Annotated in this window: 11 protein-coding genes; 7 read left to right on the top strand and 4 right to left on the bottom strand. The window is 70.7% G+C overall.

The window, feature by feature from the left end:
• Positions 1-78 precede the first annotated feature (78 nt).
• From ACFS27_RS11150 to rlmC, 6 genes are all read left to right on the top strand, one after another.
• Positions 79-1,044 (top strand): ATP-binding cassette domain-containing protein, encoded by a 966-nt coding sequence (locus ACFS27_RS11150; RefSeq protein WP_377182875.1) that lies wholly within the window; start codon positions 79-81, stop codon positions 1,042-1,044.
• A complete protein-coding gene (locus tag ACFS27_RS11155) occupies positions 1,041-1,808 on the top strand; it encodes an ABC transporter permease (RefSeq protein WP_377182877.1) in 768 nt (255 codons plus the stop codon). The genes ACFS27_RS11150 and ACFS27_RS11155 overlap by 4 nt, the downstream gene beginning before the upstream one ends.
• A 77-nt stretch (positions 1,809-1,885) precedes the next feature.
• Entirely contained in the window at positions 1,886-2,611 is a 726-nt protein-coding gene (locus tag ACFS27_RS11160; RefSeq protein WP_377182879.1) for a DUF2306 domain-containing protein, read from the top strand.
• Between the two features lie 29 nt (positions 2,612-2,640).
• On the top strand, positions 2,641-3,264 hold the full coding sequence (locus ACFS27_RS11165) for a DinB family protein (RefSeq protein ID WP_377182881.1): 624 nt from the start codon (positions 2,641-2,643) through the stop codon (positions 3,262-3,264).
• 33 nt (positions 3,265-3,297) lie between these two features.
• On the top strand, positions 3,298-4,662 hold the full coding sequence (locus ACFS27_RS11170; protein WP_377182883.1) for a M15 family metallopeptidase: 1,365 nt from the start codon (positions 3,298-3,300) through the stop codon (positions 4,660-4,662).
• A gap of 56 nt (positions 4,663-4,718) precedes the next feature.
• On the top strand, positions 4,719-5,930 hold the full coding sequence (rlmC, locus tag ACFS27_RS11175; RefSeq protein WP_377182885.1) for a 23S rRNA (uracil(747)-C(5))-methyltransferase RlmC: 1,212 nt from the start codon (positions 4,719-4,721) through the stop codon (positions 5,928-5,930).
• Here rlmC and ACFS27_RS11180 read toward each other — a convergent pair.
• The 3 genes from ACFS27_RS11180 to ACFS27_RS11190 form a co-directional block, all read right to left on the bottom strand.
• Positions 5,897-7,501 (bottom strand): hypothetical protein, encoded by a 1,605-nt coding sequence (locus ACFS27_RS11180; protein WP_377182887.1) that lies wholly within the window; start codon positions 7,499-7,501, stop codon positions 5,897-5,899. The two genes, rlmC and ACFS27_RS11180, sit on opposite strands and share 34 nt — an antisense overlap.
• 199 nt (positions 7,502-7,700) lie before the next feature.
• Positions 7,701-9,281 carry an RNA polymerase sigma factor gene (locus tag ACFS27_RS11185; RefSeq protein WP_377182889.1) on the bottom strand — a complete coding sequence of 527 codons (1,581 nt, stop codon included), beginning with the start codon at positions 9,279-9,281 and terminating at the stop codon, positions 7,701-7,703.
• Between the two features lie 141 nt (positions 9,282-9,422).
• Complete coding sequence (locus ACFS27_RS11190; RefSeq protein WP_377182891.1) at positions 9,423-9,644, bottom strand: hypothetical protein; 222 nt, start codon at positions 9,642-9,644, stop codon at positions 9,423-9,425.
• Positions 9,645-10,143: 499 nt separating this feature from the next.
• On the opposite strand from ACFS27_RS11190, the gene ACFS27_RS11195 reads away from it, so the two are divergent.
• Positions 10,144-12,033, top strand: a complete 1,890-nt coding sequence (locus ACFS27_RS11195) for a class I tRNA ligase family protein (RefSeq protein WP_377182893.1) — start codon at positions 10,144-10,146, stop codon at positions 12,031-12,033.
• On the opposite strand, the gene ACFS27_RS11200 is transcribed toward ACFS27_RS11195, so the two are convergent.
• Entirely contained in the window at positions 12,030-12,881 is an 852-nt protein-coding gene (locus tag ACFS27_RS11200) for an ion transporter (protein WP_377182895.1), read from the bottom strand. The genes ACFS27_RS11195 and ACFS27_RS11200 overlap by 4 nt on opposite strands.
• Between the last annotated feature and the right edge of the window lie 11 nt (positions 12,882-12,892).

The following is a 12,892-nucleotide window of genomic DNA, read 5'->3' on the forward strand; positions in this document are numbered from 1 at the left end:
ACCACATACAGTTTACGTCCCACACTAAAACGCGTAGGACGTAAACAGTAAGCGAACCGGTAGAGAAAGAGGGAGAAGATGTCTGCGATCGTCACCGCCGAAGGGCTGCACAAGTCCTTCGCCAGACGGGGCTCGACGAGCCCGCCCGTGCTCGACGGGCTCGACCTGGAGCTCGAGGAAGGATCGGTCCTCGCCCTGCTCGGCCCCAACGGTGCGGGCAAGACCACCACCGTCCGCATCCTGTCGACGCTGCTGCGGCCCGACGCCGGCCGGGCGACCGTGGCCGGGTTCGACGTGGTGCGGGACGCGCGACGGGTGCGCGAGATCATCAGCCTCACCGGCCAACAGGTCGCGGTGGACGACAAGCTGTCCGGGACCGAGAACCTCACGATGATGGGTCACCTCGCGCACCTCCCACGCCGGGTGGTGCGCGGCCGGGTGGCGGAGCTCCTCGCGGCGTTCGACCTGGCCGACGCCGCACACCGGCAGGTCGGCACCTGGTCGGGCGGCATGCGCCGCCGGCTCGACCTCGCCGCAGGCCTGCTCACCCGGCCGCGCGTCATGTTCCTCGACGAGCCGACGACGGGCCTCGACCCGAGGTCGCGGCAGGCGCTCTGGGACGTGGTCCGGGGCGTGGTCGAAGAAGGCACCAGCGTCTTTCTCACCACCCAGTACCTGGAGGAGGCAGACCGGCTCGCCCAGCGGGTCGCGCTCGTCGACGGCGGCCGCGTGGTCGCAGAGGGGACACCCGCGCAGCTCAAGCGCGAGGTGGGTGACGCGGGTGTCGAGCTCACCTTCGCCTCCGCGTCCGACGCCGGACAGGTCGCCCCTGCGCTCGCGGCCACCGTCGACGGCGCGCGGGTGCGCGTGCCAACCGACGGTTCGGTCGCCCACGTGCGGTCCGTGCTGTCCGTGGTCGAGGCGACGGGGGTGACCCCGGACCACTGGGAGGTGCGCGCACCCACCCTTGACGACGTCTTCCTCACCCTGACCGGCCACGTCGGCCAGGAGCACTCGGCGCGACCGGCAGGGGTGGCAGCATGACGTACCTGCTCAGAGACGTCTCGACCATGACGGTGCGCGGCCTGCGCCTCGTCTCGCGCGACCTGGACGCCATGATCACCGCGGTGGTGCTGCCCGTGATCATCCTGCTGATGTTCGTGCTCGTGTTCGGTGGGGCCATGGACACCGGCACCGGCTACATCAACTACGTCACGCCGGGCGTCATCCTGCTGGCCGCAGGGTTCGGTGCCGCCAGCACGGCAGCCGCCGTCGAGCACGACATGTCGAGCGGCATGGTCGAACGACTCCGGTCGATGCCCGTCACCGCCTGGACGGTGCTGTCCGGACACGTGGCCGCAAGCCTCGTGAAGAACCTGGTCACCACCGCCATCGTGTTCGGCGTGTCGATCCTGATGGGGTTCCGCCCCGAGGCTTCCGCCCTGGAGTGGCTCGCCGCCGTCGGCATGATCCTGCTCTTCGTCGGGTGGATCACCTGGCTCGCCGCTCTGGTGGGAGTGCTGGTCCGGTCGCCGGAGGCCGCCGGCGGCTTCTCCTTCTTCGTGATGTTCCTGCCCTACGTGTCGAGCGCGTTCGTGCCCGTCGACACGCTGCCGGGCTGGTTGCGCGGGTTCGCGGAGCACCAGCCCGTGACGCCGGTGATCGAGACGGTGCGCGGCCTGCTCGCCGGGGACACCGCGGGTGTCGCCGACCCGGTCGGCACCGCCGTGCTCGCCGTCGCCTGGTGCCTCGGTCTCGGCCTGCTCTTCGCGGCGGCGGCAGGCCTGGCGTTCCGTGCCCGGCGGTGACCCGCACTCCCGGAGCTCCGTCCGACACGGCCCCCACCGGCGCCCCTCCCAGCCGACCTGGCGAAAGCAGGAATGACATGGCAACCGAAACGATCACCGCCACCCCGGCGGCCGCACCGCCACCCCGGGCGGTCCACTGGTGGCGGCGCCCCTGGATCGCTCCGCTGGCCGTCATCACGGCGATATTTCTCGCGACCGCGCTGCCGCGCTACGTGGGCCTCGACCCCACGCTGTCCCTCGTGCCCACCGATAGAGGGCCCGCGTTCTACCCGGCACTGGTGATCCATATCTTCTCGGGATCGATCATGCTGAGTGCCGCGGTGCTGCAGCTCTGGCCGTGGCTGCGCGCCCACCACCCGCGCGTGCACCGGTGGAGCGGACGCGTCTACGTGCTCTCGGCGCTCGTGACCGGCGTCGGAGCACTGATCGTCTCTCAGTTCCCCAGTGCAGGATCGAGCCACCTGGTGGCGAACACCCTGTTCGCCGTCCTGTTCCTTGCGTGCACGGTGCTCGGCTACCGCGCGGTACGACAGCGCCGGTTCGCCGACCACAGGGAGTGGATGGTCCGGAGCACCGCACTGGGGTTCGCGATCGTGGCCAACCGGTTCTGGATTCCCGTGCTCATCGCGATCTTCGCGCCGGAGGCGCTCACCGACCCGAACGCGTCGGTCGACAACAATCCCGAGATCCATGCGGTCGCGGTGACTTCCGCATGGCTCTCCTGGATCGTCAACCTGCTCTTCGCCGAGTGGTGGCTCCACCGCAAGCCGAAGAAGCGGGCCCGGGTAGACCGGGCTCGTTAGATGTCGGTGGCAGGGGACACACTGTCCCCATGGCGCAGACAACCGGCAGTTCAAAGGGCAACACGGACGAGCTCGAGCAGAAGCAGGTCCTGAAGCAGTACCTGAACGAAACCCGTGAGGCCCTCCTGTGGAAGCTCGAGGGCCTCACGGAGAAGCAGGCACGCTGGCCCCTCGTGTCCTCCGGCAACAACCTGCTGGGCCTGGTGAAGCACTGCGCCAACACCGAGATCGGCTACTTCGGGACCTGCTTCGGCCGGGAGTGGCCCACCCCGGAGGAGATCCCCTCCGACCAGCTGTTGGACGAGGACCCGCAGGCGGACTGGTACGCCACGGCCGACGAGTCGATCGCCTCGATCGTCGACCTCTACCGACGGGCCTGGGTGTTCTGCGACGAGACCATCGACACGCTGCCGTTGGACACGGTCGGACACGTGCCCTGGTGGGGTAACCGTGAGGTCACGCTGTTCCGCATCATCACGCACGTGGCCAACGACATCACCCGGCACGCGGGCCACGCCGACATCCTGCGCGAGCTCACCGACCGGTCCGTCGGCCTCGTGCCGGACAGGACCAACATCCCGGACTGGCAGCCCGGCGAGGCCGCCGTGTACCTCGACAAGCTCAAGAACCTCGCGGAGCGGGCAGGCAACTAGCGTCCGGGCCCCGAGTTCGCCAAACTTCGGGCCATGTCCCTCAACGTGGAGCCGCCCGCACCTGCCGGACCGCCCGAACCCGCCGCGGCTGCGCCGAGCCCGACGTCCGACACCTCGACCGAGGTGCCGGACCAGGCGCAGCCCGAAGGCACCGGACCCCGCAGGGTGGACGGCCTGACGGACGGCGGGTCCATGCGCCCGCTGGTCGTCTTCCTGGTCACCGCGGCTGTCGCACTGGTGGCCGCCATCGTGTTCGCGCTCGTCCACGCCGGGAACGAACGCGAGCAGGAGAGGCTGGCGGCCGCCCACGCCAGCATCGTCCAGGCGGTCGACGACGGACTCTCCGCCCAGGACGGCCTCGCCCAGCAGATCACCGAAGCCGAGCAGGTCCTCGCGGCCTCCAAGGGCAAGGTGGCCGACGACGCAGTCCGGACCGCCCTGGCCGGACACGTCACCGCGGCCAAGGAGCTCGGCGCCATGCCGCCGCCCTCCATCCCCGGGCCCGGTACCAGCGGGCTCGACGCCCCCGAGGACATCGACGCTCTCGAGGCCAAGGCGGCCGAGTGGGCGATCAGCCTCCGCACCACCTCCACCACGCTCGCCGAGGCGACCAAGGAAACCCAGGCGTCGGCCCGAAGGTGGCAGCAGAACCGCAAGGACGCGCAGACCAAGGCCCGCGCGGCAGAAGAACAGGCGAAGAAGACAGCCGCACAGCTCACGACGGCAAAGGCGACGCTGGAGACGGTCACGGCACAGCTCAAGGTCTCGGTGCGCGACTCCGAGTACACCCTGAGCTGGACCGCGGACTCCGGCGCACCCGCCGCCGTCCGCGACGCCCTGGCGACTCATCGAGCGGAAGGGCAGGCGGCGCTCGCGGCCGCGGTGAACCAGGACAAGCTGAGCTCCGTCCGGGCGCTGGGCGAGCGGCGTGAGGCGGCGCGGGCCGCCATCGAGGCGGCAGCGTGGGAGGCTCGCGCCACCGTCGCCGACGGCTCCAACGGGCGGCTCGAGCTCGAGACCCTGTGCAAGGTCGGGATCGGGCCGGAGGGACAGGACCAGTACCTGCGATGCGATGCGGCCGAGGCCTGGAAGAAGCTCGGCACGGAGTTCGAGGCGAAGTTCGGCAAGCCGCTGCGGGTCGAGTACGGGTACCGGCCCTACGACTGGCAGCTCCAGGCGCTCGACGAGTTCGGCAGCGGACAGGTGGCGGCGCCCGGCACCTCGAACCACGGCTGGGCGCTGGCGATCGACGTGCCGACGGACGACGGCTTCCGCTTCGGCCAGCCCGAGTACGAGTGGCTCGCGGCCAACGGCCCCGAGGTCGGCTGGCACCACCCTGAGTGGGCCCGGGCGGGCGGCGGTCGTGAGGAGCCGTGGCACTTCGAGTACACGGAGTAGCGTCCCGGCGAAGGTGCTGATGGGGGCGGTTGCGTTCGGGCTGGATAATGGGGTGTGTGCAGTGCCCCCACTACGACGCCGGCCGCTGCCACTCCTGCACCCTCCTGGAGATCGACTACCCCACCCAGGTGCTCGACAAGGAGCGGCACGTCGCTACGCTCCTCGACTCGGTCTCGACCGCCCCGACCCCCGAGGAAACACACTCGACCGCTGATGCGGGACTGACGTGGCTTCCTGCGGTCACCAGCCTGGAGTCCGGTTTCCGGAACAAGGCGAAGATGGTGGTCAGCGGTACTGTCGCCGAGCCGGTGCTCGGGATCCTCGATCGCGCCGACCACGGGGTCGACCTCACGGACTGCGGCCTCTACCCGGATGCCCTCCAGGCGTCCTTCGCACCCCTGGCGGCCTTCGTCACGCGGGCCGGCCTGGAGCCCTACCAGGTGTCCGGTCCGGGCAAGCGCGCGCAGCAGCGCGGCGAGCTCAAGTACCTCCTGGTCACCCTGTCGCCCGACGGCGAGCTCATGGTCCGGTTCGTGCTGCGTTCCCAAGAGGCGATCGCGCGGATCCGCAAGCACCTTGCGTCGTTGCGGGCCGACCTACCGGCGCTGGCCGTCGCGTCGGCGAACATCCAGCCGAGGCATGCGGCGGTGCTGGAGGGCGACCTCGAGATCCCGCTCACGGAGCGGACCACCCTCCCGATGCGGATCGACGACATCACGCTCGACCTGCGCCCGCAGAGCTTCTTCCAGACCAACACCGCGGTCGCGACGGAGCTCTACCGGCAGGCCCGCACCTGGGTGGACGAGGTGGCCCCGAGCACGCTCTGGGACCTGTACTGCGGGGTGGGCGGCTTCGCGCTGCACTGTGCTGCGCCGGGCCGCGCCGTCACGGGGATCGAGATCAGCGTGGAGGCGATAGCTGCGGCGTCGGGCACGGTGGAGAAGCTCCGCGGCGACGACGTCGTCGAGCGCTTCCGTGACGTCACGTTCGCAGCGGGCGATGCCACGGAGTTCGCCGTCGACCCGGCCGCCCCCGACCTGCCCGAGATGGTGATCGTGAACCCGCCCCGGCGGGGTATCGGCACCGACCTGGCGCAGTGGCTCGACACCTCGGGGATCGAGCACGTCCTGTACTCGAGCTGCAACGCGACGACGCTCGCCAAGGATCTCGCCGCGATGCCGTCGCTGCGTCCGGTGCGGGCACGCCTGCTCGACATGTTCCCGCAGACCTCGCACTACGAGGTGCTCGTGCTCCTGGAACGGGCGTGATCGGGCGGGCCTTGCCGGTGCCCCCGCTCGTCTCCCCACTCACGTTTTGGTTCGTCCCGCGCAGTCTCCTGCCGGGAGCCGCCCGGCGCCCCGTTCGACCGGCTGTTGTCGGGGTGCCCTTCGTCGGTCCGGTGAGAGTTCCCTCGACCGTGGTTCGGCCGGGACTCCGTCCCGTCGGACCGGTCCGGCCGGGCCGCAGAGCCTGAGTCGCCCGGCGGTTCCTTGTCCTTCTTGGCCTGGCCGGGCTGTGCCTCGTCCTTCTTCGCCTGACCCGGTGGTGCCTTGTCCTTCTTCGCCTGACCCGGTGGTGTCCCGTCCTCCTTCTTCGCGAGGCCGGGCGGTGTGCGATCTGTCCCCTGCTTTGCCGGCGACTCGGTCGCGTTCGGATCGCTGGGGCCGGCCGGGTTGCCGGCGTTGTTCGACTGGTCCGCCGGCGCGCCGTCCTGCTTGGCCAGTCCTGGCGGCAGATCGTCCTGCCTGGCCAGACCCGGGGGCAGCCCGTCCTGCTTGGCCAGGCCGGGTGATACCCGGTTGTCCGTCGCCACATCCGGCGAGACAGATCGGGTCGGCTCCGGCCTGGCCGCCGGCTCCTCTGCGGGCGATGCCGGTCCGCCGTCAGGGAGGACGGTCTTCGGCGCGGAGACGGAGACCGTTCCGGTCTCGAAGAATGTCGGCACGGCTCCCGCGTCACCGGCCACCCCGGTGGTGACGGCGGTGGTGAGGAAGAGTCCGCCGGCCACGGTCGCGGTCAGGCCGATCGGGTCGGTCAGCGCGCTACGGACGGTCAGGGCCACCCGCGTGCCCAGTGTGGCGATCCCGCCGCCGAGGCCTGCACCCGACGCGGCGGCGCCGACGCCGGCCGCCGCGGCCATAGTGCTCGCCTTCGCCGCTGTCGCTGCACCCAGCAGGAGAACGGGAGCAGCGGCACGAAGCATCCAGTAGGACTCCCGGACGTCGACGAACGCCCGGGTGCAGCCGGCGCACTGAACCATGTGGTCCTCGACCTTCTGCCGACGGCCGGGCAGCAGGCGGTTCCGGACGAAGTCGTGCATCGAGGCGCGGGTCGACTCGCACTCGAGGTTGTCGGCCGTGCCGGTGTGCGTCTCGGCGAAACTGCTCGCGAGGCGGTTCTCGGCGCGGCGCAGGCGCCGCTTGGCGGCATAGGGCAGCACGCCGATCTCGTCGGCGATCGCGGCCACCGGGCGGGATCCCACGTGGTGGTCCCAGAGCAGCTGCTGGTCCCCGGCCGACAGTCGCTCCATCGCCGCGGTCAGCACCTCGAAGTCCAGAGCTCGCCGGATCGGCGCGGTGACGACCTCTCTCAGTGCGGTCCGGTCGTCCGGCGAGGGCTCTTCGTGCGCCATCGCCAGGGCCACGTCCACCGCAGCGGCGCTCCAGAACACGACAGGGTCGGAAACGTTGCCGTGCTTCAGGAGCTCGACGCACAGCAGCTCGAGCCCGCGGCTCGCCGCCAGCTCTGGATCGATTCCGGGAACGCGCCGGGAGACCGTGAAGACGACGGCGCGGCGATGCGCTGCCCACTGGCTGAGGTCTGCGCTGGTGACGGTCACGCTTCCCCCCTCCTGCACGCGACAGGGCGCCGCGTGATGTCGCGTTGCACGAGACCTCGGGCGTGCATGCTCGCAAAGAATGCAGGCGCATGGAAGATGTCGGCGTGATCAAGTGCCGATCTTGGGCTGTCGCCCAGAAGGGCTGTGCGTTCGCACAGGAATGAAAGGTTGCGGGCCAGGTAAGGAGCCCGCACCGCCATCAGCCCCCGGCCGCTGACTGAGCGTCGTCGACGGCCTGTCCGGCACTGTCCGCTGCCGTGCCGAAGAGCAGACGCCAGATCTCGTCCAGCGTGGTGGTCGCGAGATCGATACCCGGTAGGTCTGCCAGACCCAGGCTGGCGAGCAGGTCCTCCACCGCCGTGCTGACCGGGCTCGCGGGAGTGCCCGGAGTGCCCGGAGCGACCGGCGGGTCGGGCGGTTCGGGTGGGCTGGGCGGCGGGCCCGCCGGTTCCTCGGGCGCGGGGGCGGTCGGGGGGACCGGGTCGGGCTCGTCCGCACCTCCGTCCGGTGCCGGGTCAGGATCAGGGCCGGGGCCCGGAGCCGCCGCCGGCGGGGCGTCGTCCGGCTCGGGCGCGGGCGCAGGCGCGGGGTCTGCGCCGTCCTGTCCGGACGGCACTACGGGGTTCGCTGCCGGTGCAGCGTCCTCCTTGGGCGTGGTTGCCGGGCGCGGCTGGGGGTCGGCCGGCGGGATGGACGGCGGCTGGTCCTGTGCCGCTTGGTCGGGAGAGCTCGGTGCGTCGTCGCTGCTGCCGTCACCGGCACCTGATCCGCCACCACCACCTGCGCCACCACCACCTGCGCCACCGCCACCGCTCCCACTGCCACCACCCGCGCCGTCGCCGCCGGGGGCGGTTCCGGTGTCCTGGATGGCCTGGACGGGTGGTTCGCTCTGGTTGGCGATCAGGGCCATGGCCCCGCCGCCGATCGCGAGGGCAGCCAGGACTCCGGCCGCGACCGCGGTCTCCTTCTTCCCGAACGACCGCGATTTGGCCCCGGCACCAGCGGTGCCAGTACCCGTGGTCCCGGTGCCGACGGCAGCGGTGCCGACGACGCCGGCACCGGCCGCCCCGGTGACCAGCCCGCCGGCGATGAGGTGCTGACCGAGGTCACGCAGCATCCAGGAGACCTCGCGCACGTCGATGAACGCACGCGTGCACTCCGCGCAGCCGTCCATGTGGACCTCCAGGCGCCGCTGCCGCCGGGGCAGCAGGCGTCCCTTGAGGTAGTCGTGCATCGCGGCGCGGGTGGTGCGGCACTCGGGCTCGTTGACGCCCTGGGCGTGCGCGGCGGCGAACGCGCCGGCGAGACGTTCCTCGGCGCGGCGCAGCCGCATGGTCACGGCGTGGGGGCGCACGCCGAGGCCGCTCGCGATATCGGTGACGGCCTTGTCGTGGACGTGGCGTTCCAGGAGGATCTGCCGGTCGTCGTCGCCCAGGTCGGACAGGGCGGAGCGGAGCATGCTGACGTCGGCCTGACGTTCCGCGTCGAGCTCTGCACCGGCGACAGGGGGTGCCAGGCCGTCGAGGGTGTCGTCCTCGACGGGGCGGGTGCGTCCTGCTTCGCGGGTCATGGAGATGGCTTCGTTGACCGCTGCGCGCCGCCAGTAGGGGGCGGGGTCGTCGATGGTGGTGCCGGTGGACACGAGCCGGACCATCTTCTCCAGGGCGCGGCTGGCCGCTTCCTCTGCGTCGATGCCGGGCACGCGGGCAGCGACCGAACGCACGACGTTGGGACGATGCACGACCCAGTCGTCGATCCGTAGGTCACCAGTCGTGGTCACGCGGTCTTGGCCCCCTCTGCCCATAGTGTCCGGTTTTGACGCGCTGGCCAATGATCGCACCACAACGCTGGTTTCGCGCAAGTCTTCAGGGTCGTCGGATCCGGGACTCTCGGCGGTGGTCGTGGTCCTGTTCATCGATGCCTACCTCCGGTTCGTCGCGAACGTGGTCGATACGGCGTCCAAGCCCTGCGGTCCGGCTGTCGCGTGGATCACCGCGAGTGCAACCTCGCAGGTGGCGGCGATCAGCTCGCTCGCCCCCCACGCGTCGGCCAGGCGGTAGAGATTGACGGCATCGCCGTCCGCGTACGCGCGCAGGTATTGGGCGCCCAGACGAACAAGTTCGGGGTGCTCGGTGTGTTCCATGTAGCCCAGACGCGCGAGGCGCCTGGATGTCACAGCACTTGTGGGAGTTTTTTCGATTTCTCCTGCTACATCCGCTTCGAGCCCATATTTGCCGGGGTGCGCGGAACTCGTTCACCGCGCGCCGCACGCCGCGATCCGGTAGGCCTGTGATCCAGGCCACATGAAAATGCATCCAGAGTGCTGTGACTTCCGGGCTCTGTTCGCGTCCTAGGTGCGACGCGGACAGAGTTCGGACCTCGCTGGGGGCGGGCCGAGCTCCGGCGCGTCGGACGGGAGCCGTGGCTCGGAGTGCGCTGGGGGCACGCCGAGCCACGGCTCCCGTTCTTCCTTTACCCGGCGCGGCCGGCGCACGTATCGTGGAGTCATGCGTTACGCACCCTCGCTTCTTGCATAGCCGCACCGGCTCCGCCCTCGATCGGGCACAACCGGTGCGGCCGCCCCTCCTTGTGAGGGGCTTTTTCGTGCCCGGACCCGATCGACGCACCGGAGAGCAAGAGCCATGAGCGATACGTACCGCACCCCAGGTGCGACGGGCGACGACGAGGCGGCGGGCCGCCCGTTCGAGGCGTCCGACGACGGCGTCCGCCCACGCCGCTATCTGCTGACGATGTTTCCGTACCCGTCGGGGGACCTGCACATGGGTCACGCCGAGGTGTTCGCGATCACCGACGTCGTCGCACGGTACTGGCGGGCAAAAGGCTTCGACGTGCTCAACCCGGTGGGCTGGGACTCGTTCGGCCTGCCTGCCGAGAACGCGGCGATCCGTCGGGGCGAGCACCCGGCCGTGTTCACTTCGGCGAACATCGCCACGCAGGCGGCGTCGATCCGCCGCTACGGCGTCTCGTTCGACTGGTCGCGTCGGCTGCACACCCACGAACCGGAGTACTACCGCTGGACGCAGTGGCTGTTCGCGCGCCTGCACGAGCGGGGGCTGGCCTACCGGGCGGCGGCCGAGGTGAACTGGTGCCCGACCGACAGGACGGTGCTGGCCAACGAGCAGGTGGTCGACGGTGCGTGCGAGCGCTGCGGCACGGCCGTGGTCGCCCGCACGCTGACGCAGTGGTTCCTGCGGATCACGGCCTACGCGGACCGGCTGCTGGACGACATGTCGCTGCTGGAAGCGGGCTGGCCCGCGCACGTGCTGACGATGCAGCGGAACTGGATCGGCCGGCAGGACGGGCCGGACGGGACCACCTACCGCCTGCATGACTGGCTGGTCTCCCGGCAGCGCTACTGGGGCGCGCCGATTCCCGTGGTGCACTGCCCGCGGTGCGGCGAGGTGGTGGTGCCGGACGACCAGCTGCCCGTCGAGCTGCCGCACCTGGAGGGCGACCAGCTGGTTCCCGGTGATGTCTCTCCGCTGGCCGGGGCGCACGACTGGGTGCGGACGACCTGTCCACGGTGCGGAGGCCCGGCCGAGCGGGACACGGACACGCTGGACACGTTCGTGGACTCGTCCTGGTACTTCCTGCGCTACCTGTCGCCGGGGTACGACGGCGGTCCGTTCCGCCCCGAGGACGCCGCTCGATGGATGCCTGCCGCGCTGTACGTGGGCGGTGTCGAGCACGCGACGATGCACCTGCTGTACGCGCGGTTCGTCACCAAGGTGCTGTACGACATGGGCTTGGTGCCCTCGCCCGAGCCGTACGCCCGTCTGATGAACCAGGGCCAGGTGGTCAACCAGGGCAGGGCGATGAGCAAGTCGCTGGGCAACGGCGTCGAGCTGGCGGCGGAGCTGGACCGGCACGGGGTGGACGCCGTCCGGCTGGCGATGCTGTTCTCCGGCCCGCCGGAGGACGACGTCGACTGGGCGGACGTCTCGCCCGGAGCGATGCGGAAGTTCCTGGCCCGCGTGCTCCGCCTGGCCTCGTTCCAGGGGTCGGTGACACCCGACGGGTCGGCGGTGTCCCTACGCCGAGCGGTGCATCGCACGGTGCACGACGTCGACGGGCTGGTCGAGGCCGGCCGGTTCAACGTCGCCGTCGCGCGCCTGATGGAGCTGGTGGGTGCGGCGCGGCGGGCGGCGTCGGGCGGCGGGGTGGACGCAGGGACCTATGGCGAGGCGGTCGAGGCGGTCGCGGTGCTGCTGAGCCTGTTCGCCCCGCACACCGCCCAGGCCCTGTGGGAGGGCCTGGGGCGCACGACACCGGTCGCGGCGCAGCCGTGGCCCGTCGTGGACCCGGCACTGCTGGTGACCACCGAGGTCGAAGCGGTGGTCCAGGTGGACGGCAAGGTGCGTGACCGGCTGCGGGTACCCACCGACGTCACGGCAGCGGACCTGGAGCTGGCCGCTCTGGCGCGGCCGGCGGCCGCCCGCGCGGTGGGCGGCCGGGTGGTGCGGTGCGTCGTCGTGCGGCCGCCCCGCCTGGTCAACGTCGTGTTGAGCTAGACCGCCGAGGTGGTGCCGTCTCCGTCGAGCTTCGCGCGCAGGGAGCGGAGCTCGACGAGGATCTCCCGGTTCTGTGCGGCCAGGGCGTCGAGCCGTTCGTCCTTCTGCTCGTCGTCCCTGCGCTCCTCCTCCGAGATCTCCTCCATGCCGTTGACGATGACGGCGATGAAGAGGTTCAGCACCGCGAAGCTGACCACCAGGATGTAGAGCACGAAGAAGACCCAGGCCCATGGATGGGCCACCATCACGGCGCGGGCGATGTCGGGCCAGGCCTCGCCCGTCATGGCCTGGAAGAGCGTGAACAGCGAGATCCCCAGGTTGCCGAAGTACTCCTCGGACGATTCGCCGAACAGTCCGGTGGCTATCACCGCCGACACGTACATGACCAGCACCAGCAGCGCGCCGACGGCGCCCATGCCCGGCACGGCCCGCAGCAGGCCGTCGACGACGCGGCGCAATGATGGCACCACCGTGATCACGCGCAGCACGCGGAGCACCCGCAGCGCGCGCAGGGCGGACAGGGACTCGCTGGCCGGGAGCACCGCGATGCCGACGACGGCGAGGTCGAACAGGTTCCACGGGTCACGGAAGAACGTCCGGCCGTTGGCGACGATCCGCAGGAGCAGCTCGAGCACGAAGAAGCCGAGCATGGTGTGGTCGATCGCGATCAGGATGTCGAGCGCGGTCCCGTCCACCATGGTCTCCGCACCCAGGACCAGAGCGTTCGCCAGGATCACGGTGAGCACGACGTTGACGAACCATCTCTGGTCGAGGAAGGCGCGCAGCCGCTCCCGTCCGGTGCGCGGTTCGATCCGTGGCTCGGCCGGTGTGCCGATCGCCTGGTTCATGCGGTCTCCCT

The organism is Promicromonospora vindobonensis, assembly GCF_042685865.1.
Lineage (GTDB): Bacteria > Actinomycetota > Actinomycetes > Actinomycetales > Cellulomonadaceae > Promicromonospora > Promicromonospora vindobonensis.

Bases quoted from the DNA above. Each gene is read 5' to 3' on its own strand.
- ACFS27_RS11195 (WP_377182893.1), top strand. From the start codon at position 10,144: ATGAGCGATACGTACCGCACCCCAGGTGCGACGGGCGACGACGAGGCG.
- ACFS27_RS11200 (WP_377182895.1), bottom strand. From the start codon at position 12,881: ATGAACCAGGCGATCGGCACACCGGCCGAGCCACGGATCGAACCGCGC.
- ACFS27_RS11150 (WP_377182875.1), top strand. From the start codon at position 79: ATGTCTGCGATCGTCACCGCCGAAGGGCTGCACAAGTCCTTCGCCAGA.
- ACFS27_RS11170 (WP_377182883.1), top strand. From the start codon at position 3,298: ATGTCCCTCAACGTGGAGCCGCCCGCACCTGCCGGACCGCCCGAACCC.
- ACFS27_RS11160 (WP_377182879.1), top strand. From the start codon at position 1,886: ATGGCAACCGAAACGATCACCGCCACCCCGGCGGCCGCACCGCCACCC.
- ACFS27_RS11190 (WP_377182891.1), bottom strand. From the start codon at position 9,644: ATGGAACACACCGAGCACCCCGAACTTGTTCGTCTGGGCGCCCAATAC.
- ACFS27_RS11165 (WP_377182881.1), top strand. From the start codon at position 2,641: ATGGCGCAGACAACCGGCAGTTCAAAGGGCAACACGGACGAGCTCGAG.
- ACFS27_RS11155 (WP_377182877.1), top strand. From the start codon at position 1,041: ATGACGTACCTGCTCAGAGACGTCTCGACCATGACGGTGCGCGGCCTG.